The 25,232-nt window shown below is 56.6% G+C and carries 23 protein-coding genes and 1 other annotated feature; of the genes, 11 read left to right on the forward strand and 12 right to left on the reverse strand.

All coding sequences use genetic code 11. The annotated features are described in order from the left end of the window. Nucleotides 1-66: 66 nt before the first annotated feature. The 4 genes from ACP39K_RS13340 to speB form a co-directional block, all read right to left on the reverse strand. Nucleotides 67-879, reverse strand: a complete 813-nt coding sequence (locus ACP39K_RS13340; RefSeq protein WP_089184408.1) for a nitrilase-related carbon-nitrogen hydrolase — start codon at nt 877-879, stop codon at nt 67-69. Continuing rightward, complete coding sequence (locus tag ACP39K_RS13345) at nt 876-2,303, reverse strand: purine-cytosine permease family protein (RefSeq protein ID WP_497008570.1); 1,428 nt, start codon at nt 2,301-2,303, stop codon at nt 876-878. The genes ACP39K_RS13340 and ACP39K_RS13345 overlap by 4 nt, the downstream gene beginning before the upstream one ends. A gap of 16 nt (nt 2,304-2,319) precedes the next feature. After that, nucleotides 2,320-3,705, reverse strand: a complete 1,386-nt coding sequence (locus tag ACP39K_RS13350; RefSeq protein ID WP_033640850.1) for a sodium:solute symporter family protein — start codon at nt 3,703-3,705, stop codon at nt 2,320-2,322. 78 nt (nt 3,706-3,783) lie between these two features. Further along, nucleotides 3,784-4,716 (reverse strand): agmatinase, encoded by a 933-nt coding sequence (speB, locus tag ACP39K_RS13355; RefSeq protein ID WP_033640851.1) that lies wholly within the window; start codon nt 4,714-4,716, stop codon nt 3,784-3,786. A gap of 249 nt (nt 4,717-4,965) precedes the next feature. On the opposite strand from speB, the gene ACP39K_RS13360 reads away from it, so the two are divergent. Continuing rightward, nucleotides 4,966-5,871 (forward strand): LysR family transcriptional regulator, encoded by a 906-nt coding sequence (locus ACP39K_RS13360; protein WP_016928398.1) that lies wholly within the window; start codon nt 4,966-4,968, stop codon nt 5,869-5,871. Here ACP39K_RS13360 and ACP39K_RS13365 read toward each other — a convergent pair. After that, a complete protein-coding gene (locus tag ACP39K_RS13365; RefSeq protein WP_048796634.1) occupies nt 5,862-7,052 on the reverse strand; it encodes an MFS transporter in 1,191 nt (396 codons plus the stop codon). The two genes, ACP39K_RS13360 and ACP39K_RS13365, sit on opposite strands and share 10 nt — an antisense overlap. A 137-nt stretch (nt 7,053-7,189) precedes the next feature. Between ACP39K_RS13365 and ACP39K_RS13370 the strand changes: the two genes are divergently transcribed. Further along, the gene (locus ACP39K_RS13370; protein WP_016928400.1) at nt 7,190-8,074 is read left to right on the forward strand and encodes a LysR family transcriptional regulator; all 885 of its coding nucleotides are present in this window, start codon (nt 7,190-7,192) and stop codon (nt 8,072-8,074) included. A gap of 15 nt (nt 8,075-8,089) precedes the next feature. Here the strand turns inward: ACP39K_RS13370 and ACP39K_RS13375 are convergent, their stop codons facing one another. Then, on the reverse strand, nt 8,090-8,914 hold the full coding sequence (locus ACP39K_RS13375; RefSeq protein ID WP_016928401.1) for an SDR family oxidoreductase: 825 nt from the start codon (nt 8,912-8,914) through the stop codon (nt 8,090-8,092). Nucleotides 8,915-9,143: 229 nt separating this feature from the next. Between ACP39K_RS13375 and hisL the strand changes: the two genes are divergently transcribed. The 9 genes from hisL to hisIE all read left to right on the forward strand — a co-directional run bounded on the left by hisL (nt 9,144) and on the right by hisIE (nt 16,430). Next, nucleotides 9,144-9,191 carry a his operon leader peptide gene (gene hisL / locus ACP39K_RS13380; protein ID WP_100396937.1) on the forward strand — a complete coding sequence of 16 codons (48 nt, stop codon included), beginning with the start codon at nt 9,144-9,146 and terminating at the stop codon, nt 9,189-9,191. Then, nucleotides 9,167-9,293, forward strand: a sequence feature (His leader region). Its footprint overlaps the gene before it by 25 nt. Nucleotides 9,294-9,364: 71 nt before the next feature. Next, on the forward strand, nt 9,365-10,264 hold the full coding sequence (gene hisG / locus ACP39K_RS13385) for an ATP phosphoribosyltransferase (protein ID WP_004938793.1): 900 nt from the start codon (nt 9,365-9,367) through the stop codon (nt 10,262-10,264). A 4-nt stretch (nt 10,265-10,268) separates the two neighbouring features. Next, complete coding sequence (gene hisD, locus ACP39K_RS13390) at nt 10,269-11,576, forward strand: histidinol dehydrogenase (protein WP_033640853.1); 1,308 nt, start codon at nt 10,269-10,271, stop codon at nt 11,574-11,576. Then, nucleotides 11,573-12,661 (forward strand): histidinol-phosphate transaminase, encoded by a 1,089-nt coding sequence (hisC, locus tag ACP39K_RS13395; protein WP_033640854.1) that lies wholly within the window; start codon nt 11,573-11,575, stop codon nt 12,659-12,661. The genes hisD and hisC overlap by 4 nt, the downstream gene beginning before the upstream one ends. Then, nucleotides 12,658-13,725 (forward strand): bifunctional histidinol-phosphatase/imidazoleglycerol-phosphate dehydratase HisB, encoded by a 1,068-nt coding sequence (gene hisB, locus ACP39K_RS13400; protein WP_016928404.1) that lies wholly within the window; start codon nt 12,658-12,660, stop codon nt 13,723-13,725. Before hisC ends, hisB begins: the two co-directional genes overlap by 4 nt. After that, nucleotides 13,725-14,315 carry an imidazole glycerol phosphate synthase subunit HisH gene (gene hisH / locus ACP39K_RS13405; protein ID WP_004938803.1) on the forward strand — a complete coding sequence of 197 codons (591 nt, stop codon included), beginning with the start codon at nt 13,725-13,727 and terminating at the stop codon, nt 14,313-14,315. The genes hisB and hisH overlap by 1 nt, the downstream gene beginning before the upstream one ends. Nucleotides 14,316-14,320: 5 nt before the next feature. Then, entirely contained in the window at nt 14,321-15,058 is a 738-nt protein-coding gene (gene hisA / locus ACP39K_RS13410; RefSeq protein ID WP_497008571.1) for a 1-(5-phosphoribosyl)-5-[(5-phosphoribosylamino)methylideneamino]imidazole-4-carboxamide isomerase, read from the forward strand. Continuing rightward, nucleotides 15,040-15,816 carry an imidazole glycerol phosphate synthase subunit HisF gene (hisF, locus tag ACP39K_RS13415; protein WP_016928406.1) on the forward strand — a complete coding sequence of 259 codons (777 nt, stop codon included), beginning with the start codon at nt 15,040-15,042 and terminating at the stop codon, nt 15,814-15,816. Before hisA ends, hisF begins: the two co-directional genes overlap by 19 nt. Next, nucleotides 15,810-16,430, forward strand: a complete 621-nt coding sequence (gene hisIE / locus ACP39K_RS13420; RefSeq protein ID WP_049299812.1) for a bifunctional phosphoribosyl-AMP cyclohydrolase/phosphoribosyl-ATP diphosphatase HisIE — start codon at nt 15,810-15,812, stop codon at nt 16,428-16,430. The genes hisF and hisIE overlap by 7 nt, the downstream gene beginning before the upstream one ends. Before the next feature lie 72 nt (nt 16,431-16,502). On the opposite strand, the gene gnd is transcribed toward hisIE, so the two are convergent. From gnd to ACP39K_RS13450, 6 genes are all read right to left on the reverse strand, one after another. Then, complete coding sequence (gnd, locus tag ACP39K_RS13425) at nt 16,503-17,909, reverse strand: NADP-dependent phosphogluconate dehydrogenase (RefSeq protein WP_004938815.1); 1,407 nt, start codon at nt 17,907-17,909, stop codon at nt 16,503-16,505. 175 nt (nt 17,910-18,084) lie between these two features. After that, nucleotides 18,085-19,200 (reverse strand): acyltransferase family protein, encoded by a 1,116-nt coding sequence (locus ACP39K_RS13430; RefSeq protein WP_158523361.1) that lies wholly within the window; start codon nt 19,198-19,200, stop codon nt 18,085-18,087. A 108-nt stretch (nt 19,201-19,308) separates the two neighbouring features. Beyond that, nucleotides 19,309-20,127 (reverse strand): glycosyltransferase family 2 protein, encoded by an 819-nt coding sequence (locus tag ACP39K_RS13435; RefSeq protein ID WP_075202120.1) that lies wholly within the window; start codon nt 20,125-20,127, stop codon nt 19,309-19,311. Nucleotides 20,128-20,431: 304 nt separating this feature from the next. Further along, nucleotides 20,432-21,688, reverse strand: a complete 1,257-nt coding sequence (locus tag ACP39K_RS13440; protein WP_089184405.1) for a glycosyltransferase — start codon at nt 21,686-21,688, stop codon at nt 20,432-20,434. A gap of 7 nt (nt 21,689-21,695) precedes the next feature. Next, nucleotides 21,696-23,327, reverse strand: coding sequence for a glycosyltransferase (locus ACP39K_RS13445; RefSeq protein ID WP_048795782.1), 1,632 nt, complete (start codon nt 23,325-23,327; stop codon nt 21,696-21,698). A gap of 1 nt (nt 23,328) precedes the next feature. Next, entirely contained in the window at nt 23,329-25,230 is a 1,902-nt protein-coding gene (locus ACP39K_RS13450) for a class I SAM-dependent methyltransferase (protein ID WP_089184404.1), read from the reverse strand. Between the last annotated feature and the right edge of the window lie 2 nt (nt 25,231-25,232).

The raw sequence follows: 25,232 nt of genomic DNA on the forward strand, positions 1-25,232 counted from the left end.
ACGGCGGATTTTCCCGCCGGAGAAACGATCGGCGGGGCAGCCGGATCCGCCGACCGCCCCGCCGCTTCAATACAGCATCGGCCGCCGATCGCGATGCACGTGATTGTGGCGGCCGATGTGTTTGTCATCGGCCTCGCCGATATCCATCGATGCCAGCACCATGCCTTCGCCTGTCAGGCTCTGCGTCAACGGATAGCCATCGGCGTCGACGATCACCGATCCGCCGATCCACGCAACGCCGCGTTCCGTTTCGCAACGATCGCACACCGCGATGAACAGCCGATTGACGGCGGCGTTGGCCTGCGCCTTCACCATCTCCGCCGGCCGTTCGCCCTGTGGGCGCGGCGCCAGCGGCCAGTTGACCGGTGCGCACAGCAGCTGAGCGCCGGCCAGCGCCGGCAGCCGCACCCATTCGGGGAATTCAAGATCGTAGCAGATCATCACCGCCAACCGACCAAAGCGCGTCTCGACGACCGGCGGCGGCCGATCGCCAGGGGTAAAGATCGTGCTCTCCTCATGCCACAGGTGGGCCTTGCGGTAAATCGCCCTCACGCCCTGCGCATCGATCAACGCCGCGCTGTTGGCCACCCCGCCATCGGGCAGCCGCTCGCAGAAACCGGCGACGATCGCCACATCCAACTCGCGCGCCAGGGTCCCCCACAGGCTGAGGCTAGGCCCGTCCTCGGCTTCGGCCAACGCCAGCGCCTCCGCCTTATCGCGCAGCACGTAGCCGCTGTTCACCAACTCCGGCAACACGATGACGTTGGCGCCGCGCTGCGCCGCCCGGCGAATAGCCTGGGCGGACAGCGCCCGATTGTGATCCGCTTCCCCTACCCGCAACGCTAACTGGCAGCATGCGACGCTGATTTTTTCCTTCACTCCTGTTCTCCTTCCAATAACCCCTCGCAGCGCAACGCCACCCGCCGTTCGGCTTCGAGATCGAGCTTCCGGCACATTACGACATAAACGCTCCCGGCCACCAGCAGGCCGATCAGAAAAGCGATATCCGCGCCGCCCAGTAAAACAGCAAAGGGACCGGTGTAAAAGCCCAACGTCATGAACGGCACCATCGCCAGCAGGCCGATCGCGTAGGCCGTCAGACCGGAGCCGCCCCAGCGGCCGTAGATCCCCGCCGGGTTGAAGATTTCACCAATCGCGTAATGCCCGCCGCGCACCACGTAAAAGTCCATCAGGTTCACCGCCGTCCAAGGCACCAGGAAATACAGCATCAGCAGCACGAAGGTATTGAAGCTGGCGAGATAGCTCGCCGGGATGGCCAACGCCACCGCAAACACCGTCATAGCGACGACGCCAATGCCGGTCATGCGTAATTTTAACGTCGGCGTCACTTTACGGAACGCGTCAATCGCGCTGAGGCTGGTCAGCATCGCGCCATAACAGTTGACCGCCATGATACCGACCAGCGAGGGCACGGCGATCAGCACAGCCAACGTGCCAAACCCAGGATAGACGGCATTCCCCACCGCCTGTACGCTGCCGATCGCATCGGGGGCCGGTAAGGCTGAAGCCAGAAACGCGCCCAGCGACATCAGCCAAAGCGCCGATCCGGCCGCCCCCAGGTAGGTCCAAAAGATCACGTTGGCAGACGGCGTTTCATGCGGTAAATAACGCGAGTAGTCGGAAACGTACACTGCGTAGCTGATTTGATAGCCAGCGGCGGCCGACAGCTGAATCAAAAAGGCCGCCCACGAGAAATGCCCGGCGCCGACAACGGCGTCCATCCGCAGCGACGACACGGCGCCGACCGTCAGCACACCGAACACCGCCATCATCACATAGGTCAGCCAGCGCTGCACCGCATGCAGCATATCGTGGCCGACGATCGCCAACAGCACGGCCACCGCGATCAGCAACGCATACCAAGGCAGACGGTGCCCCGGCAACACCGTGTTGATCGCATCGGTCGCGAGAATAACGTTGAACACGTTGAAACCGATGTAAACAAACACCACGGCGGCAAAGGGAACGATGGCGCCACGCAGGCCGAATTGGGCCCGCGACTGGATCATCTGCGGCAGCCCCATGCGCGGCCCCTGATTGGCATGACACGCCATGAAGAACGTGCCGAACCCCACGCCGACGGCAATGGCCAGCATCGAATAAAGCGCGCCCAACCCCAACGCCGGGCCGGTGAAACCGACCACCATCGTCGTCAAAACGAAATTACCGGTAAACCAAAACGGCGCCTGATGCCAAACCTTGCCATGCCGCTCGTGACGGGGCACATAGTCTATCGAGCGCACTTCAATTTTTGGGCGTGGCGCCACATTGCGATTGTTCATGTCCCACCTCGTCCTTTCAACGCTCGGTTTGCGGCTGCAGCTGCGCTGCCGGGCGGCTCAGCAAGCTGCCCAACACGAAGGCGACGCCGCCGCCCAGCAGACCGCCGTAGATCGGGCTGTTGGCGTCGATGCCGTGCCAGATCATCAGCCCCACCACGCACAGGCTGCCGGTCAGCATGCTGGCGATGGCCCCGGCGCTGGTGGCGCGCGGCCAAAAGATCGCCCCCACCAGCGGGATCAGCATGCCGCCCACCAACAGGTTGTAAGCCAGCGTCAGCGCCGCCAGCACGTCGCGCACCACAAACGCCAGCCCCAGCATGACCGCGCCCATGAAAAGCGTGGTGAAGCGCCCGGCGGCCAGCCCGCCGGAAGGTTTACGGCGGATGGCCGGCAGCACGTCCTCCAGCGCGATGGTCGAAGACGCCAGCAAACAAGCGCTGGCGGTGGACATCAGCGCCGCCAGGGCCGCGGCGGCCACCAGCCCGCTGACGCCGACCGGCAACACCGCCTGCGCGATGGCGGCGAAGGCGCCGTCGGTGTTGCTGAGCGACGGCAGCACGATCTTGCCGGCCATGCCGATCAGCGCGCCCGTCACGCCGTACAGCACGCAATAGACGCCCGCCCCCAGCCCGGCGAAGCGCGCCACGTTGGCGCTGCGGGCGGTGAACACCCGCTGCCAGATGTCCTGGCCGATCAGAATGCCGAAGAAGTAGATCAGGAAGAACACCAGAATGGTGTCCAGCCCGATCGACGACAGTTGGTAGTAACCGGCGGGCAGCAGGCTGGTGAACGCCTCCCAGCCGCCGGCCTTGACGATGCTCATCGGCATCAGCACCAGCATCATGCCGACGGTCATGATGATGAACTGAATGATGTCGGTCAGCGTCAGCGACCACATACCGCCCAGCGTCGAATACAGCACCACCAGCCCGCCGCCGAGCAGGATGGATGCGCTGAACGACAGGCCGAACATCACCTGCATCACGCTGCCGATGGCGATGATCGAGGTCACCGCCACCATCAGGTCATACGCCAGCATGATCGCGCCGCTGGTGACCCGCGCCGCCGGGTGATAGCGCCGCGACAGCACCTGGCTGACGGTATACAGCTTCAGCTTGAGCAGCGGCTTGGCCAGCACCAGGCTCAGCACCACGATGCCCATCCCCAACGCGCCGCACAGCCAGACGCCGGAGATACCGTAGGTGTAACCGAGTTTGACGCTGCCGATGGTCGACGCGCCGCCGAGCACCACCGCCGACAGCGTGCCCAGATACAGCCCCGGCCCCAGGTTGCGCCCGGCCACCAGATACGCCTCTTTGGAATTGGCGCGGCGAATGCCCATCCATCCCACCGCGCCTATCACCAGAAAGTAAAACACCACGACCAGCAGATCGAGATTCATGGGTACCTCCACTCCGTAGTTATTGTTATCAGGGGCCCCCGACGCAACCGCTCCGCCGGTAGAGTCAGTGCGCCGGCCTCAACGGGCCGGCAGCACGCACAACATTTCAAACAGCAGGTTGGCGGCCAGCAGCGCGGTGTTGCCGGAGCGATCGTAAGGCGGCGACACTTCCACCACGTCGCCGCCGACCAGGTTCAGCCCACGGCAGCCGCGCACGATCTCCAGACCTTGCCAAACCGACAGCCCGCCGACCTCCGGCGTGCCGGTGCCCGGTGCGAAGGCCGGATCCAGCCCGTCGATATCGAAACTGAGATAAACCGGCGCTTCGCCCATCTGCTCTCGGATCTCCGCCATCAGCGGCGTCAGCGACCGGTGCCAGCAGGCCTCGGCCGGCACCACACGAAAGCCCTGACGGCGTGACCAGTCGAAGTCGTCCGCCGCATAGCCACTGCCGCGCAGGCCAATCTGCACCACCTTTTCCGGCGTCAGCAGCCCCTCCTCGAACGCGCGGCGGAAAGTGGTGCCGTGCGCCAGTTGTTCGCCGAACATCTCCTCGTTGGTATCGGAATGCGCATCGACGTGGATCAGCCCGACCGGACCATGACGACGGGCAATGGCGCGCAGCACCGGCAGCGTCAGGGTGTGATCGCCGCCGAGCGTCAACGGCGTGCAACCGTGCGCCAGGATCTCGTGGTAAGCCGCCTCGATGCGCTGCACGCTGTCCGCCAGGCTGTAGGGGTTGATGGCGACATCCCCCAGATCGGCCACCTGCAGCCGTTCGAACGGCGCAGAGCCGGTGCCCATGTTGTAGGGGCGGATCATCACCGATTCCTGGCGGATCTGGCGCGGGCCATAGCGAGTGCCGCTGCGGTTGGAGGTGCCGATATCGAGCGGAACGCCGACGAAGGCGGCGTCCAGACCGCGCGCCTGTTCGGCCGCGGGCAGGCGCATCATGGTGGGGAGGCCGGCAAAGCGCGGCATATCGTTACCGCTTTGGGGTTGGTTCAGCATGGCGTTTCCTTGTCTTTATCTGCGATGGATTGAAACATTTGAGCAACATTCGCAGGCTACCCCGTTGGCCACCTCAGCTACCATTCCCGCTTTTGCATGTAAACATCGAAAAACGCGATGCAACTAACTTATTGAAGTATTGATTTTTATTTAAAATTCATGCCATAAGGAAGGCCATATCTTCAGCGCCGCACCTATTTCTTCGATGTTAAAAATGGGTTAACCGGCCGACGTTCTGCGGAGGGGGCGATGCTCACCAACCTAAGCGATATCGATCTGAAACTGCTGCGGGTGTTCGTCGCAGTGGCGGAAGCCCAGGGCGTCAGCGCCGCGCAGGAAGCGCTGCTGATGAACCAATCCACCATCAGCACCCATCTGGCCTCGTTGGAAACCCGGCTGGGTTTTCGCCTGTGTCAGCGCGGGCGCTCCGGCTTCCGGCTGACGCCCAAGGGCGAACGCATGCTGATCGCCTGCCGCTCGCTGTTCAACGCCGCCCGCGACTTCACCCGGGTCAGCCAGTCGCTGAACGGCCTGCTGACCGGCGATCTGCAAATCGGTCTGGTGGATAACCTGGTTTCGCTGCCGGGCAATCCGTTCAGCCAGGCCATCAAACACTTCCAGCGCCGACATCAGGACGTGCAATTGCAGTGCCGCATCTGTTCGCCGAACGAGATTGAGCAAGGGCTGCTGCACCGGCAGCTCGATCTGGGCATCGGCTACTTCGGCCAACAGCTGGAAGCGTTGCGTTATCAGCCGTGGCTGGAGGAGACGCAGGCGATCTATTGCAGTGAGGATCACCCGCTGTTCGCGGTGGAAGAACCGGAGCGCGAGCAGATTGAAAACGCGCGCTGGGTCAAGCGCGGCTACCTGCTGGCGCAGCAGCTGTGCCCGATCGCGCCGCCGCATCTGGCGGCGGTGGCTCACCATATGGAAAGCGTCGCCCATCTGGTGCTGAGCGGCACCTGTCTTGGCTATCTGCCCACCCACTACGCGGCGCGCTGGGTGGAACAGGGGCTGCTGCGGCAGTTGGGCGGCGCGGCGCTCTCTTACCGCGCCACGCTCAGCCTGGTCAGCCGCCCCGTGCAGCCCGACGAGGCGTTGAACGCGCTGCTGGAGGATTTGGCGCGCGCCGCACGCCCATCACCTCATCGCTGAGAGGCCAGCGCCCGATTCATGGCAAACAGCGTGCCGGTTAAAGACAGGACGAGGAACCCGATGATGGCCCAGGCGAAAGAGGCCGTCCCGCTCCTGTCGAGCACCATGCCGCCGACCGCGCCACCGGCGGCCACGGCGGTATTCCAGCCCGTCGTATACATGGACTGCGCCACGTCGGCCGCGCGGCCGGAAAGCCGTGACAATGCCGTCTGCGTGAGGGTGGCGAAACCGCCGAAAGCCACGCCCCACAATGCGACGGAGAGATAGACAATCGGGGCCGCCCGTCCCCCACTCCCCAGCAGCACGGCGGCGAGAGCAAAGATGACGATACTCATCACCGTAAGAGATTGGACTCGCCGATCGACCAACATCCCGGCAATGCCTAATCCGGCAATCGCGCCCAGCCCGAAGATAAACAGAACGATATCGACCCGCTCGGATAACCCCGACGGCTTGAGGAAAGGCTCCAGGTAGATATACAGAATGTTGTGGGCAACGATGAAGGTGAACACCACGAACAGCACGGCGCGGATCCCGCACTGCAAGAAGACGCCGCTCAGAGACGGGCGATGCGCCTTAGCCTGGCCGGGGAAATCCGGCACAATGGCGATGATCCACGCCACGAGCGCGAGCGCCATCAACGTCATCAGGCCAAAGGCGCCCTGCCAACCGATGGCTCGCCCAAGCAACGTGCCAAGCGGTACGCCGAGCACCAACGCCAGGGTGGCGCCGGCGCCGGAGATCGCAATAGCGCGGCCGCCAAGATGAGCCGGTGACATGCGCACGGCGTAACCGGCCAGCAAAGACCAAACGATGCCGCCGAAAACGCCGGCGAAAAAACGCGTCGCCAATGAGACATGGTAATCATGCGACAGCGCCGTGACGAGGTTGACGATGGCAAAACCGCAAATCGCGCTCAACAGCAAGGGGCGGCGCCGCATGCCTTGCGTTAATGCGGTCAGCGGAATGGCGGCGACCAACGCGCCCACCGCATAGGCGGTGATGAATTGCCCCGCCAGGCTTTCAGACACGTTCAAATCACCCGCGATCGAAGAAAGCACGCCCGCCGGCATGATCTCGGTCAGCAGCGTGATGAAAGCGGCCATCGCCAATGCCAGCAGGCCGCCCAGCGGCAACCGCTCGATGCTCCCGGCAGGCGCAGATATCGTCGTTTGATTCATCAATCACTCCCCATTCAAAGATGTTTCCGCCCATCGCGGATGACGGTTGCATCATGCTGCCCACTCGCCGATAAAAGAAAAATAGGCTAAAGTGAACAACACTCATGACTCAAAAGTCATTAATAGAATGGAAGCCTATGGAAAGCTTGGGTTCTCTCGACGTTTTCGTCCGGGTCAGTGAAAGCCGCAGTTTCACGGCGGCCGGGCAACAGCTGGGGATCTCCGCCTCGGCGGTCAGCAAAACCATCGCCCGGCTGGAGGAACGGCTCAGCGTGCGCCTGTTTCACCGTTCCACCCGCACGGTCAACCTGACGCCGGAAGGGGCCTTGTTCCTGGAAAGGTGTCGGCGCATTTTGAGTGAGGTGAAAGAGGCGGAAGCCGAGCTGTTGCAAACGCGGGGAACGCCTCAGGGCAAGCTGCGCATCAGCCTCCCGTCGCTGGGCACGCTCTTCATGCCAAAACTGGGAGACTTCAAGCGCCGCTATCCTGAGATCGAGCTGGATATTGATTATTCAGATCGGCTGGTTGACGTGATTGAGGAAGGTTTCGATGCCGTTATCCGCAGCGGAACCCCGAGTGACTCACGGCTGGTTGCCCGCCGGCTGGGTACCTGCCGCAAGGTTTTCGTTGGCGCGCCGGGTTATTTCAGCAAAGCGGGTATGCCGCGCAAGCCAGAAGATCTGACAAGCCATGCCCGTTTGCATTATCGCTTTCCCAGCACCGGCAAACTGGATATCTGGCCGCTGGGGGACAAGACGGAGATGCTCCCCGAACGGCCGGCCAGCATGGTGACAAATACCCTCGATCCGCAGGTGTGTTTCGCGGAACAAGGGCTGGGCATTGCTTATTTGCCGGAGATCGCCGTGCGCAGACAGCTGGAACAGGGCAGCCTGGTGACGGTTTTGGATGAATACCACCGCGAGAACATGGTCTTTCATGTCCTCTGGCCGTCGGGCCGCCACCTGTCAGTCAAAATCAGGCTGTTCGTCGACTTTGTGACGAGCCATCTGTTCCCGCTTTAAACGACATATACCGTCTTAACTGACCGGCATGCGCGCCGGATCGGGATGCTGGTACTCGAAACCCAGCTCGTTGCAGATGCGGTTGCCGTCCACCAGTCGCTCATCCTGCTCCGCCTCGTCGGCGAACTGCGGCGGCTCCAGGTGCAACTGCTCGGCCAGCGCCGGATAAAATTCGCGTTTGGCCGGATGACGCGGCGCGCACAGGTTGTACACGTGGCCTCCCTTCGGCAGCTTCAGCAACAGTTGGATGGCGGCGATGACGTCGTCCTGGTGCACCAGATTTACCCCCTGCGAACCGCCCTTCACGTCGAGTTTTCCCGCCAGGAAGCGGCCGGGGTGACGATCGGCGCCCACCAGCCCCGCCAGGCGCAGAATGTCCACCGAGGTATTCGGCAATTCATGCAACCAACGTTCGAGCTCGGCCAACACCCGGCCCGACGGCGAGACCGGCCGCAGCGGCGACTCTTCGCGCAGCGTGCCGGCGGTTTCGCCGTACACCGAGGTGGAACTGGTGAAGATCACCCGCGGCACGCCAAAGGCCATCGCGCTGTCCACCAGCATGCGCACCGCATTGAAATAGTTTTCGCTGCCTTCGACGGTGCGGCGAGCGGGCAGTGTCACCACCAGCGCATCCACACGCAGCAGCGATTCCAGATCGTCCGGATCGCACACCAGCTCCGGCGTCAGCTCCAGTTGGTAGCACTCGATGCCGCTCATGCGCGCGGCCTCGACGCCGTCCGGCGTGGTTTTGCTGCCGACCACGTCATACCCGCGCCCCATCAGCGACAGCGCCAACGGCATGCCCAGCCAACCCAAACCAATAATGGCTACCTTTTTCATCCTCTTCCTCTCCTGAAGATCGCAGCGCCCTACCCCTAAGGCTACGCCACTGCGCACGGCGATACAATCTGCACGGCTTAAGGTCAGGTAAAGCCGTCTGTGGCTAATAACCTAACCTGTTTCAATAAATTAAATTTATGACGTTAAAAAAGGGTTGCGCGGTGGACAGCGGATAGTTTAGCTTAATTGGCATACGGTTTTTACCGGCTTTTGATTAGAGAAAAACACCATGACACGCGTTCAGTTCAACCACCATCATCACCATCACCCTGACTAGTCTTTCAGGCGATGAGTGCTGGAAGACGGTTTGTTAATCTTCCAGTGGCGCGCAGAACGCAAGAGAGAGCCCTCGGAAGATTTCTTCCGAGGGTTTTTTTTTGGCTCCGGACAGACAGAAAAGAATAGTTTTTACAATAAATTCATAAAATTACAGATTAAACAGAGGTTACCATGCTGGACAAGACACGTTTACGGATCGCAATGCAGAAGTCGGGCCGCCTGAGCGATGAATCCCAGGAACTGCTGGCGCGCTGCGGCATCAAGATCAACCTGCAGCAACAGCGTCTGATCGCCTTCGCGGAAAACATGCCGATCGATATCCTGCGCGTGCGCGACGACGATATTCCGGGCCTGGTGATGGACGGCGTGGTCGATCTCGGCATCATCGGCGAAAACGTGCTGGAAGAAGAGCTGCTCAGCCGCCGCGCCCAGGGCGAAGACCCGCGTTACTTCACCCTGCGCCGCCTCGATTTCGGCGGCTGCCGCCTGTCGCTGGCCACCCCGCTCGACGCCGAATACACCGGCCCGCAAAGCCTGCAGGACGCCCGCATCGCCACCTCTTACCCGCACCTGCTGAAGCAATACCTCGACAAGCAGGGCGTGCGCTTCAAATCTTGCCTGCTGAACGGCTCGGTGGAAGTGGCGCCGCGCGCCGGCCTGGCCGACGCCATCTGCGATCTGGTCTCTACCGGCGCCACGCTGGAGGCCAACGGCCTGCGCGAAGTGGAGGTGATCTACCGCTCCAAGGCCTGCCTGATCCAGCGCGACGGCGAAATGCCGGAAGCCAAACAGCAGCTGATCGATCGCCTGATGACCCGCATTCAGGGCGTGATCCAGGCGCGTGAATCCAAATACATCATGCTGCACGCGCCGAGCGAGAAACTGGACGAGATCGTCGCGCTGCTGCCGGGCGCCGAGCGCCCGACCATTCTGCCGCTGGCCGGCGCGCAGAACCGCGTGGCGATGCACATGGTGAGCAGCGAAACCCTGTTCTGGGAAACCATGGAAAAACTGAAAGCGCTCGGCGCCAGCTCGATTCTGGTGCTGCCGATTGAAAAGATGATGGAGTAACGCCATGTCGACCTTCAACACGCCGATCGATTGGGCGACCAGCAGCGCCGAACGCCAGACCGAGCTGCTGATGCGCCCGGCAATCGCCGCCTCCGACAGCATCACCCGCACGGTGAGCGAGATCCTCGACAACGTGAAGGCCAACGGCGATCGGGCGCTGCGCGACTACAGCGCCCGTTTCGACAAGGCGGAAGTCTCGGCGCTGCGCGTCAGCGCCGAGCAGATCGCCGCCGCCGCCGCGCGGTTGGGCGACGACATCAAACAGGCGATGGCGGTGGCCGTCGCCAACGTGGAAACCTTCCACAACGCGCAGCGACTGCCGCCGGTGGACGTCGAAACGCAACCGGGCGTGCGCTGTCAACAGGTGACCCGCCCTATCGACTCGGTGGGTCTGTATATTCCCGGCGGATCGGCGCCGCTGTTCTCCACCGTGCTGATGCTGGCGACGCCGGCGCGCATCGCCGGCTGCCGCCGGGTGGTGCTGTGCTCGCCGCCGCCGATCGCCGATGAGATCCTGTATGCAGCGCAACTGTGCGGCGTGCAGGAAGTGTTTCAGGTCGGGGGCGCGCAGGCGATCGCCGCCCTGGCGTTCGGCACCGAGAGCGTGCCGCGCGTGGCGAAGATCTTCGGGCCGGGCAACGCCTTCGTGACCGAAGCCAAGCGGCAGGTCAGCCAGCGCCTCGACGGCGCGGCCATCGACATGCCTGCCGGCCCTTCGGAGGTGCTGGTGATCGCCGACGCCGGCGCCACCCCGGCATTCGTCGCTTCCGATCTGCTGTCGCAGGCCGAACACGGCCCGGATTCGCAGGTGATCCTGCTGACGCCGGACGCGGCGATGGCGCAGGCGGTGGCCGACGCGGTGGAAAGCCAGCTGGCCGAGCTGCCGCGTGCCGAGACCGCCCGTCAGGCGCTGGCGAGCAGCCGCCTGATCGTAGCGCGCGATCTGTCCGAGTGCGTGGCGATCAGCAACCGCTACGGCCCGGAGCACCTGATTATTCAGACCCGCAATGCGCGTGAACTGGTGGACGGCATCACCAGCGCCGGTTCGGTGTTCCTCGGCGACTGGTCGCCGGAGTCCGCCGGCGATTACGCCTCCGGCACCAACCACGTGCTGCCGACCTACGGCTACACCGCCACCTGCTCCAGCCTGGGGCTGGCCGATTTTCAAAAACGCATGACGGTGCAGGAACTGACGCCGCAGGGCTTCAGCAACCTGGCCGCCACCATCGAGACGCTGGCTGCCGCCGAACAGTTGATCGCCCACAAGAATGCCGTGACCCTGCGCGTCGCCGCCCTGAAGGAGCAAGCATGAGCATCGAAAAACTGGCGCGCGCCAACGTTCGCGAGCTGACCCCTTATCAATCGGCGCGCCGCCTCGGCGGCAAGGGCGACGTGTGGTTGAACGCCAACGAATACCCGATCGCGCCCGAGTTCCAGCTGACCGCGCAAACCTTCAACCGCTATCCGGAATGCCAGCCGGCGCAGGTGATCGAACGCTACGCCGCCTACGCCGGGGTGAAGAAAGAGCAGGTGCTGGTCAGCCGCGGCGCCGATGAAGGCATCGAGCTGCTGATCCGCGCCTTCTGCGAGCCGGGCAAAGACGCCATTCTGTTCTGCCCGCCGACCTACGGCATGTACGCCGTCAGCGCCGAAACCTTCGGCGTGGAGCGCCGCACCGTGGCCGCCAAAGAAGACTGGCAGTTGGATCTGCCGGCCATCGCGGACAGCCTGGACAATGTAAAGCTGATCTACGTCTGCAGCCCGAACAACCCAACCGGCAACCTGATCGATCCGGACGATCTACGCAGCCTGCTGGAGCTGGCCAAAGGCAAGGCGATCGTCGCGGTGGACGAAGCCTATATCGAGTTTTGCCCGCAGGCTTCGGTGGCCGGCTGGCTGAGTGACTACCCGCACCTGGCTATTCTGCGCACGCTGTCGAAGGCCTTTGCGCTGGCCGGCCTGCGCTGCGGCTTTACGCTCGCCAATGAAGATCTGATTGCCCTGCTGCTGAAGGTGATCGCGCCTTACCCGCTCTCGACGCCGGTGGCGGATATCGCCGCGCAGGCGCTGAGCGAAGAAGGTATCCGCACCATGCGCCAGCGCGTCACCGACATCGCAGCCACCCGCAGCTGGCTGCAGCAACAGTTGGAGAAATGCGCCTGCGTCGAGCAGGTTTTCGCCAGCGACAGCAATTACCTGCTGGCCCGCTTCACCGCATCAAGTAATGTGTTTAAAAGCTTGTGGGATCAGGGCATTATCTTACGAGACCAAAACAAACAGCCCGGGTTGTCCGGCTGCCTGCGCATCACCATAGGCACCCGCGACGAATGTCAACGCGTGGTGGACGCCTTGTCCGCCCTGCCCGGCGCCAACCAGACTCGCCAGGAGCCAATGTGAGCCAAAAAATCCTCTTTATCGATCGTGACGGCACGCTGATCGCCGAGCCACCGGAAGATTTCCAGGTTGACCGCCTGGACAAGCTGGCGCTCGAGCCAGACGTGATCCCTTCCCTGCTGGCGCTGCAACAGGCGGGGTATCAGCTGGTGATGATCACCAATCAGGATGGGCTCGGCACCGCCAGTTTCCCGCAGGAAACCTTCGATCCGCCGCACAACCTGATGATGCAGATCCTCAGCTCCCAGGGCATTCAGTTCACCGATGTGCTGATCTGCCCGCACCTGCCGGCGGACAACTGCGACTGCCGCAAGCCGAAAACCGCGCTGGTGAAGGGCTACCTGGAACCCGGCGTGCTCGATACCGCACACAGCTACGTGATCGGCGATCGGCCGACCGATGTGCAGCTGGCGGAAAACATGGGCATCCAGGGGCTGCGTTACCAGCGCGGCGTGCTGGGTTGGAAAGAGATCGTGCGCCAGCTGACCCTGCGTGACCGTCACGCGCGGGTTAACCGCGTGACCAAAGAGACGCAGATCGACGTCAACGTGTGGCTGGATCGCGAAGGCGGCAGCAAGATCAAAACCGGCGTCGGCTTCTTCGACCACATGCTGGATCAGATCGCCACCCACGGCGGTTTCCGCATGGAGATCGACGTCAAAGGCGACCTGTATATCGACGATCACCACACGGTGGAAGACACCGGCCTGGCGCTGGGTGAAGCCCTGAACAAGGCGCTCGGCGACAAGCGCGGCATCGCTCGCTTCGGCTTCGTGCTGCCGATGGACGAATGTCTGGCGCGCTGTGCGCTGGATATCTCCGGCCGCCCGCACCTGGAGTACAAGGCCGAGTTCAACTATCAGCGCGTCGGCGATCTCAGCACCGAAATGGTCGAGCACTTCTTCCGTTCGCTCTCTTACACCATGGGCTGCACGCTGCACCTGAAGACCAAGGGCAAAAACGACCACCACCGGGTCGAGAGCCTGTTCAAAGTGTTTGGCCGCACGCTGCGCCAGGCGATCCGCGTCGAGGGCAATACCCTGCCGAGTTCGAAAGGAGTGCTGTGATGAACGTGGTGATTTTGGATACCGGCTGCGCCAACCTGGCCTCCGTCACCTACGCGGTGCGGCGCCTGGGCTATCAGCCGGAGGTGAGCCGCGATCCGGAGATCGTGCTGCGCGCCGACAAGCTGTTCCTGCCGGGCGTCGGCACCGCGCAGGCGGCGATGGATCAGCTGCGCGAGCGCGATTTGATCGAACTGATCAGGGCCTGCACGCAGCCGGTGCTGGGCATTTGCCTCGGCATGCAGCTGCTGGCGGCCAGCAGCGAAGAGAACGGCGGTGTGACCACGCTCGGCCTCATCGATACGCCGGTGAAGCAGATGACCGACTTCGGCCTGCCGCTGCCGCACATGGGCTGGAACCAGGTGTCCGCGCAGGCGGGCCACCATCTGTTCCGCGGCATCGATGACGGCGCCTACTTCTATTTCGTACACAGCTATGCGATGCCGATATGCCCCAGCACCATCGCCCAGGCGAACTACGGCGAGCCCTTCACCGCCGCCGTGCAAAAAGACAATTTCTTCGGCGTGCAGTTTCATCCAGAACGATCTGGAGCGGCCGGCGCGCAACTGTTGAAAAACTTTCTGGAGATGTAGGCAGCATGATTATTCCGGCTTTGGATTTGATCGACGGCAACGTGGTGCGTTTGCATCAGGGCGATTACGGCCAGCAGCGCGACTACGGCAACGATCCGCTGCTGCGTCTGCAGGACTATCAACAACAGGGCGCGCAGGTGCTGCATCTGGTCGATCTGACCGGCGCCAAGGATCCGGCGGCGCGCCAGATCCCGCTGCTGCGCAAGCTGCTGGCGGGGGTTAACGTGCCGGTGCAGGTCGGCGGCGGCATCCGCAACGAACAAGACGTCAGCGCCCTGCTGGAGGCCGGCGCCACGCGCGTGGTGATCGGCTCCACCGCGGTGAAACAGCCGCAGTTGGTGCAGAGCTGGTTCGAGCGCTACGGCGCCGACGCGCTGGTGCTGGCGCTGGACGTGCGCATCGACGCGCAGGGCGTAAAACGCGTGGCCATCAGCGGCTGGCAGGAAGATTCCGACGCCACGCTGGAACAGGTGGTGGAGCAGTTCCTGCCCTACGGGCTCAAGCACGTGCTGTGCACCGATATTTCGCGCGACGGCACGCTGGCCGGTTCCAACGTGGCGCTGTATCACGAAATCAGCCGCCGTTATCCGCAGGTGGCCTTCCAGGCCTCGGGCGGCATCGGCAATCTGGACGACATCGCCCAGCTGCGCGGCAGCGGCGTTGCCGGCGTGATCGTGGGGCGCGCCCTGCTGGAAGGTAAATTTAGCGTTGAGGAGGCGATCGCATGCTGGCAAAACGGATAATCCCGTGCCTGGATGTTAAAGACGGGCAAGTGGTGAAAGGCGTGCAGTTCCGCAACCACGAAATCATCGGCGACATCGTGCCGTTGGCGCAGCGCTATGCGCAAGAAGGCGCGGACGAGCTGGTATTTTACGATATCACCGCCTCGAGCGACGGCCGGGTGGTGGACAAAAGCTGGGTGTCGCGCGTGGCGGAGGTGATTGATATTCCGTTCTGCGTCGCCGGCGGCATTAAAAGCGCCGAGGACGCCAGCCAGATCCTGTCTTTCGGCGCCGACAAGATTTCGATCAACTCGCCGGCGCTGGCCGATCCTGAGCTGATTAGCCGCCTGGCTGAACGCTTTGGCGTGCAGTGCATCGTGGTGGGCATTGACACCTGGTTCGACAGTGAAACCGGCAAGTATCACGTCAACCAATATACCGGCGACGAGAGCCGCACCCGCATCACCCAGTGGGAAACCCTCGACTGGGTGCAGGAAGTGCAGCGCCGCGGCGCCGGTGAGATCGTGCTGAACATGATGAACCAGGACGGCGTGCGCAACGGTTACGATCTGCAGCAGCTGCGCCGGGTGCGCGAGGCCTGCAAGGTGCCGCTGATCGCCTCCGGCGGCGCGGGCACCATGGCGCACTTCCTGGAAGCGTTCCGCGATGCGGACGTCGACGGCGCGCTGGCGGCATCGGTGTTCCACAAACAAATCATCAATATCGGCGAACTGAAAAGGTTCCTGGTTGAACAAGGCGTGGAGATTCGCGTGTGCTGACAGAACAACAGAGAAACCAGCTGGACTGGGAAAAAACCGACGGCCTGATGCCGGCCATCGTACAGCACGCCGTTTCCGGTGAAGTGCTGATGCTGGGTTACATGACGCCGGAAGCGCTGGCGACCACCGAGCAAAGCGGCAACGTCACCTTCTTCTCGCGCACCAAGCAGCGCCTGTGGACCAAGGGTGAAAGCTCCGGCCACTTCCTCAAGGTGGTCAGCATCACGCCGGACTGCGATAACGACACGCTGCTGATATTGGCCACCCCGATCGGCCCGACCTGCCACCTCGGCAACAGCAGCTGCTTCCACCCGGCCGCCAGCGACTGGACGTTCCTCTATCAGTTGGAACAGCTGTTGGCGGAGCGCAAGCACGCCAGCCCGGACAGCTCGTACACCGCCAGCCTGTACGCCAGCGGCACCAAGCGCATCGCGCAGAAGGTCGGGGAGGAAGGCGTGGAAACCGCGCTGGCCGCCACGGTCAACGATCGCGAAGAGCTGACCAACGAAGCTTCGGACCTGATCTATCACCTGCTGGTGCTGCTGCAGGACCAGGATTTGGATATGAGCGCGGTGATCGGCCGGCTGCGCGAAAGGCATCAGAAAAAAGCGTGACGTTAAATCACGCGCAATAAAAAAGCCGCCGGGCTAACCTCGGCGGCTTTTTTTATCGCTCAACGGGCGGGATTATTCCATCCATTCGGTATGGAACACGCCTTCCTTGTCGATACGTTTATAGGTGTGCGCACCGAAGTAGTCGCGCTGCGCCTGGATCAGGTTCGCCGGCAGCACCGCAGAACGGTAGCTGTCGTAGTAGGCGATCGCGGCGGAGAAGGTTGGCGTAGGAATGCCGTTCTGCACGGCGTAAGCCACCACGTCACGCAGCGCCTGCTGGTACTCGTCGGCGATTTGCTTGAAGTATGGCGCCAGCAGCAGGTTGGCGATATCGGCGTCCGCCGCGTAAGCGTCGGTGATCTTCTGCAGGAACTGGGCGCGGATGATGCAGCCGGCGCGGAAGATCTTGGCGATTTCGCCGTAGTGCAGATCCCAGTTGTTTTCTTTAGACGCGGCTTTCAGCTGAGAGAAGCCCTGCGCGTAGGACACGATCTTGCCCAGATACAGCGCGCGACGCACTTTCTCGATGAATTCAGCTTTGTCGCCGGTGAACGGCGCCACTTTCGGGCCGGTCAGCACTTTAGACGCGGCAACGCGCTGATCTTTCAGCGAGGACAGGTAGCGCGCGAACACCGATTCGGTGATCAGCGACAGCGGTTCGCCCAGATCCAGCGAGCTCTGGCTGGTCCACTTGCCGGTGCCTTTGTTGGCAGCTTCGTCCAGGATCACATCGACCAGGTATTTACCCTCTTCGTCTTTCTTGGTGAAGATGTCTTTGGTGATGTCGATCAGGTAGCTGTTCAGTTCGCCCTTGTTCCACTCGGCGAAGGTTTCGGCCAGCTGCTCGTTGCTCAGATTCAGCGCCTGTTTCAGCAGAGAATAGGCTTCGGCAATCAGCTGCATGTCGCCGTATTCGATGCCGTTGTGCACCATCTTCACATAGTGGCCGGCACCGTCTGCGCCAATGTAGGTCACGCAAGGCTCGCCTTCCGCAACCGCAGCGATTTTCTCCAGGATCGGCGCCACCAGCTCGTAAGCTTCTTTCTGGCCGCCAGGCATGATGGAAGGCCCTTTCAGCGCGCCCTCTTCACCGCCGGAAACGCCGGTACCGATGAAATTGAAGCCCTGGTCGGACAGTTCGCGGTTACGGCGGATGGTGTCCTGATAGTAGGTGTTGCCGCCGTCGATCAAGATATCGCCCTTGTCCAGGTGCGGAGTCAGCGAGGCAATGGTTTTATCCGTTGCTTCGCCCGCTTTCACCATCAGCAGGATGCGGCGCGGTTTTTCCAGCGATTCGACAAACTCTTCAACGGTGTAATACGGCGCCAGGTTTTTGCCCGGGTTCTCAGCGATCACTTCGTCAGTTTTGTCGCCAGAACGGTTGAAAATGGAAACGGTGTAACCACGGCTCTCGATGTTCAGCGCGAGGTTGCGGCCCATTACCGCCATGCCGACAACGCCGATTTGTTGCTTGGACATTTAGGAACTCCTGTCTGAGGATGACCCTGCCGGCAACGTCGGCCAGCAGGTTTTGTGATGTGGCACACATGTTAACTCAGGATTGAGCCGCGTGGGTAGTGATTGGTGCGATAGGTCACATAATTGTCTTCTAGTCAGACGGTTAAATGTGCTACCACGGTGCAATGGCTGAAACTTACTTCTTGATGAAATGTTTTTCAAAGAAGTGCCACGATAATGATGCCATTAGCAACGTTAGCGCCAATACAAGTGCAAGTGATTGGCCATGGGTTAACCAATCCAATTTCTTGATAGAAAGCAAGATCGGTAGATGCCATAAATAGATACCATAAGAAATCGTTCCGCAATAGTAAAGCGGATACAATATTCTTTTTAGGAATGGTGTAATCTTAAGTGAGCATAGTGTCAAAACAATCATGCCGAACGCCGTCGCCAGTAATGTCCGGAAGAATATAACCATCAAAGGATAGTTCCAGAAAGATGCGTACTTCAGGTATATATACATTGCACCTGTCGTGAGTGCGACGGCCGCACACATTAAAGAAACTGTAGAGTACTTTCTGTTGGAAACCAATCTATGGCCAAATTCAGACGTGAGCAACCTGGCAAGTAAAATACCCACAGCGAATTCGTCTAACATACCTGGAAGCTGAGTTGCGCTGACAAATAATTTGAAAACGCCTAGTGGTTGCTGTATATCGACGAGATACACTGCAGCCAAGCGCCATGCATATGAAATGCCCAACGAGCAGAGTAACAACACCCACCATTTAACATGCTTTAACCAATGTGCGGTGAGCGCAATAAGTATATAAAATTGCATCTCAACACCGAGCGACCAGTTGCTTCCATTAATCGCACCGTGCAAGTCATAACTAAGGTTATGTATAAATAGTAAATGAGAGGTCAGGTTTATTGCAAAATGATTAAAGAGAAGATAAGGAGAGATAAAAATAACAAAAACAGCCAGCGTCAAATAATGAAGAGGTATGATTCTATTGATACGACGCTTCATAAAAGGGAAAAAGAATTTGTCTTTTCCGCTTCTATCCAGTTGATTAAAGGCTGACATAGCGATAACAAAACCGGAAATAACGAAGAACATATCAACCCCCATCCAACCAAAGCGAAACCACAACCACGGCCAATTGGTAGGGAAAGAGGTCCAGTTAAAATGCTCTATGACATGATAAACAACGACAGATATCGCGGCAAAGCCTCTGAGGATATCAATTGAATCAAAGTGATATTTAACGTTCTGAATTTTTGTTTTTTGCTGTATTGGTTGCATCGCTATCTTGCCCTTAATAAGACAAATCATTTAGATACAAGCTCAAAAGTCATTCACGACTTGATCTTGAAAATTCCATAGTTAAATTGTAATTAATTTTATTCTTACTTACGGATTAACCTGTTTTCTTGGCAACTGACTCAGGCAGCTCTGATTAAGGAATTCTTTATCTCTGTCGAAGAACCATCCCCATTTATTAAAGTACTTTATTGCAGAAACGATATGGTATACAAGAAAACGCTTATCTTGATAAGAGCGACGCTGAGATTCGTGAACAACCAAGGACTCAGGGAAATAACGTGTCTTATGCTTTAAACAAATTCTTCGTGAAAGATCGACATCTTCAAGATACAGAAAAAAACGAGTATCAAAATATCCGACATCCTGAATTGCCTGATTGCTCACCAACATAAAACAACCGGAAAGAGACGGCGCGAAGAAAGGCTTAGTATAATCTGCGCAATGCAATTCATACCGCTGATTTAAAGAACGTGAGAAACGGGAAACAAATCGACGAGCAAAAAGTTGATAAGGCGAAGGTAACAATTTACAACCATGCTGCAGCCGTCCATCTGGATAGACGATTTTAGGAATGGCCAATCCAAGGTTCTCCAATTGACTGAATCGGAAGAGTTTATCTACCTCTCCCTTCTCAAAGGCGATATCTGGATTGCAAATCAAAAAATAATCAGCGAGATTCTTAAATTTTTCAAAAACAGCATTATGGCCAGCACCAAACCCCGCATTATCTTTCATTCGAATGATCTCGAGCTTTGGCTCATTAAAATTTATAAGCCAATCACAATAACTGCCATTGTCAACGATGACCAGTTTAGAAATACTTTCCTCTGCCAGAAGAGAATCCAATGTCTTCTGAACAGATTTATATTCATGTCGGTACAATACAAGAGATGCAATTATTTTCACTTAACATACCAAGGTTTAAAATACAGCCAGGGGGAAAATAAACTTCCTGAAGAGTTCTAGATGAATCATTGACACAGCTAAATCTGCCAGCACATTTTTCATCATAAAGCAGTACGCTTTAACACTGGCTAAACGCTGGAAATATTATTTTCATCGTTCACCACTAACCTATGCGCTAAAGATATTCACCGTTCTAAATTTCATATCTAAAACCTCAAGGCTAATTTTAGAGATGAACTACGTTAAAAAGCCCCGTACATAACTATGGCTATGTACAGGGCCTACAGCGAGCAACAGGACGAATTTAGTTCAGAAAGCGACGTTTAATACCTTTGATGCCTTCATTCTTTAATACTTCCCATCCTTTCTTGCCCATTGTGACGCCAGTGCGGGGGTTGGAAAGCGAACGTTTAACAATGCCAATAAAACGATCTTTATCAAATTCTGCATTGCCGCCACGGAATCCAGGAGTAAGCACCGTGCTGAACTGACGCAATGCATCATCTTTACTGCCATCATCGAACAGCTCAGGGTATTCTTTTGGACCTTGCTGCAGCCACCACTGGTTATAGGTATTCGCATCAAACGGCGTAGGGAAAGCTTTTTGCAAATCAATACGCTCACGGTAAACCAGACGTTGCGCCTTTGAAATGGCAGAGCCATCGGAATGCAGGCCATAAGCCCAGACCACTTTGGCTAAAGGATCCTGCGCAAGATTCTTCGTCTGATCGTCATACCAATCAATCAGTTTGTGCACATCAGAATTATCCCCGGCATTTTTAGAAGCCATGATTCGATGAGCGCCGCTGTCGAAGCCGGTGAAGTGATAGAAGCCTAACGGTTCACCATCAACAAAATAATTTCCTTTTTCGTCAACGGTAAAATCACGGGTTGTTAAATTCCAGGTGGCCACGTTGTGGCGACTGGAACGCATGATCGCCACGTCGTTGAAGAAGGCGGGAACCAGATCGATCCAACGTTGGTCGGTGAACAGGCCGTTTGGAATATCTGCACGGCAGAAATGATAAATGCGCTCTCCCCACCATTTTGCAAAAGAGAGGCCAACATCGGTTGCTGCTACCGCGCAGAAACCCAGATTATAAACGCCATGCTTCAGACTGCAGATCTCATTATCCATCACGGCGGATAGAGAGGTTTCAGGTTTTGTCTGGTGCGGTGTCAGCACGACATTCGCAGAGTCCAATGCCTCCAAAATGTCATCGAGACGAGAAAAGATCACCGTATCTGGATCAAGATAGATCACCTTTTTGCAGCCTGGCAGTTGCAGCAAACGAGCCAGCATAAAAGGTTTAATCGCCGTCGCAAGTTCCACGATGGTGTGGCAATATGCCCAACCTTTCCAGTCCGGGATGTCTAATTCAGAAACGGAGACGACTTCGTCAAATGGTTCATTGCTAAGATCAATTTCGGGCCTTTTCTCATCGGCCAAGGCGAGGTGAATTGTCCATTCAGGGTGATATTTACGAATAGACTGAAACAGCATTCTCACTTTCGGAATATAGTTAAACGCTGCACTAGTAAAAACATGAATCTCAGACATACCTGCCTCACTGGATTGTATAAATTTTTCGGTGGAATTTTATCAACTCTTGCAAGACGTTGCCAGCAGACATTGAGGACAAAATCAAACCGTTTGGATAATTCTTAAGTCGTTCAGCAGGTGCTCCCAGATTAAAGCAAGCGACGGGATAACCAAGTTCAACCATTTCCTGTACGACATAGGAAAACGTCTCAGGCCAGATAGAAGGGAATAAAATAACATTCACCCCTTTATCCTCAAGTAAATCTGGCAATTCACTCTGCTTATAAGGACCTGTCTGAGTCACAATATCTGATGGACATGAGGCTTCAATAGCACCGATAATCACAATGTCCACCGGACAACCCGTTTTTTTTATTTCGAGAGCTAACTCTTTAACGAACTCAGCACCTTTGTGGTACCCAATTTGCCCTACGACTCCAATGCGTAATCTCTCTTTCTGTTGAACTTCTGCCTTTCGAGGCAGATAGCTCACAACATGTGGAGCGACCACCGTTTTTTCTGGCTGTATTTGATGATAAACACGTCGGTAAATATCCAACGTATTTTGAGAAAAAGTAATAAACTTATCTGAAGCGATAATCAACCCGCCCCACTGATCGCGCCACTCATTGATATCACCGGACTCAAATAATGTTGTAAACCCGTATGTGTTATTTTTTAAGCATGAGCGACAAACTTGAGGATCAGGTATATCACAATATTTTCCTTTGTCATTAATTAGAAAATGCGAAGGGCAAATAGGGAAAAGATCGTGAGCCAATGTCGTCAATGTAGCATTAGTTTTAAGCTTCAGATCGAGCAAGAAACTCGGAATGGTTTCAGGATTTACAAATGAGACCCCGGTATTATAGACGATCTCCTGAACTTTCAGATAATTCAGGAGTTCGAAAACAAACCCTTCATCCGGAATTTTATAATGCTTATCGACCAGCTCGCTTTTGACAATCAATTTGTAAGACAAGGTTCTGATATTGAAAGCAAGAACCAATGCAGAAAACCCATCGCTGATCTTGTCTTGTATCAGTCGATTTCTATAATGATTAGCACCTCCGCCCAGATCATGATCCAGGAAAAAGATAACTTTCTCACGCTCTTTCTGACTTAAAACTTTAGAAATATCACTCGCGACATTTAATCCTGTCGTGGGTTCGTGACGCTTATATCGCTTTATTTTATTATAAAGCAGGGAGATATTCCCACCTTTAAGCAACATCAAAGCACGTTTAACGAGCACAAGCATTTGCTTTAAAACAACTTTTTTATGTATAGCCGTTTCGTTATTTTCATTGCCTGCGTGGATATAATGGCTTTCTGGAACATCAATGCTTTCCGTCGTACCGTCTTCGTAGGTGCAAAGCAGTTTTAAACCATGTTGTGCGACAGCAGCACTGAATGAACCATAAACAATATATCCCGAATGAGCAGCTTGCTCGAATTCAGAAAAATAGGAGCCTACATCCTCCCGACTTTTCCCATAATCCACGTTAATGCTAGATAACAAACCACTTTTATCAACTTGGAGTAATGCAAGCTGCTTAATACGCTTAGTTTCACTAAATATCCAGCCATAGCTGAATACCGTCGTGCCTCTTTTGACCATAGAGTCAATTGACCAATGAAGCGTCTCACTGCTCATATCAATTCCTTTTGCCTCTGAATAGTCTGGATATCCGCCAAAGGGTACTAGACTTAATATTGCTTAACTCCAGCTTGAGTTTATCAATCTCATCCATTCGTTCAAATGCTAATTTCTCAGCATAGTCTTTAGACTTCAACAGTTCATTATAAGCATGTTTTTTATCTTTTAATGCCGACTCTGTTTCAAGACGCTCAGCTTCCCTGCTCTCAACTTCATCCAATGCATGTAAGCCAGGCAACACATGCTCAGGATACCAGGTATCAAGTTTATTCTTATCGGATCCTGATGAGAAAACCTGCAATTCTGATTCAAGAACCAGGTATTGCTCAAAGAGCGAACTATCTGCAGAGAATGCCAAAGCTTCGAAGAGTTGCTTAATAAACTCTCCTCGAGTTAATGAACGTCCATTGGCAGGCGGTGCGAAAGAGGATATTTTCCCAAGCAACGACAACGCCGCTCTGAATGTCAAGTTACCCAGCGTAATCCCTTTTTTCGCCAACCACTCGCGTTCAAAATAGCGCGGCTGCCTATCGGCATCTATCAAGATATTTGAAGGAATTGCATCTAAATAGGTGGACGGGAGCATAGTGTGTTGGGTAAATTCATCATAGTGTATTCCTTCTCCTTTTAAGCAGATCTCCAGGCACTCGATGTAATAACGAAAATAACCAGCAACTTGCTCAATATCCCACCCAGGTGTCGTCACGATTTTGATGAACTCTATGGGTAGAGGAACGCCTTTTATATATTTTTCAAAACCATCTAATTTAAAATCAACAAAATCATTCTCAATCGCTCCACCAGGACTCAGCAAATGACGTTTGACCTTAATTTCCCCATTCTCGTCTTTGTTGAATACCGTTTCCTTATAGAACGGCGAGTAACGCTCGCTACCATAATGGATAGCAAGTAAGTCCTTATCAATAAACTCACTCGACTCGTCACTTGCCACCATCAAGAAAGAGTTGCTGAGTTCGCAAGCTAAATTGTTTTTAAAAATAATTGGCCAAGCCAACTCGAGTACAAAATTTAACTTCTCCGGCAATTGCATATCAGCACGCACAGATTGCGCAGCAAAAACAGAAGCATCAAAGTTTGGGTCGCTAGCGCCGTTAGATGTCACAACGGAAACGGGGAGTTTATAATCAGGGAACGGCAACAATGTTTCGACCGTCTGCAAACCAACGCTTACGAGTTTCTGCTTCAGGATGTGGTGCCCGAAAGTTTCTGCCTGTTCTTTCGTATAACGCCCTTCAATACCATACATCACCTGGCCCAGGTGATCTTCTCGTGCTCCGGAGAAATATTTCAAGCCAAGCTGGTTTTCTATCGCAATGATCAACTTTCCGCCGGGTTTAAGGCGCTTTTTGATTTTTTCAAGCATGCTTACTGCGCTGTCTTCACCTTGACTGAACAGGTTGGAATACTCGAGCACGCCAATCAAAGTGATCACATCAAAGAGCACATTACTCTCGAAATCATCAAATCGTTCGCTGACTACGGTAACATTGTCCAAGCCAGCCGTCCTGGTTCTGGCAATCGCGGCGCGTCGCAAGCTTCCCTCTAATGCGACCACCTCGCACCCCATTTCGCCTAAAAACCGCGTGATAGCCCCGCAACCTGCACCGACTTCCAAAACCTTAGCACCTGGTTGAAGGATGGATTTTAGCGGCCGTAACAGATTCGAACGCAAACTAGAGAAATGGTAAGTCGTTACCCAATCTGTGCATTGAGCTTTGAGTTCCGCAGAAGATACACTTCGATCTTGCGTATTTTGTATAATGCTCAATAACAAATTTTCCTGAGTATCTCCATCACTGTAGGGGATACCTGCATAATCTGGCTTTGCCCAAATGCCCGTGTTTTCACGGAAAGCATAAATATTTTTATCTAAAAGCATAG

The sequence above is a fragment of the Serratia sp. EC4 genome, assembly GCF_059652115.1.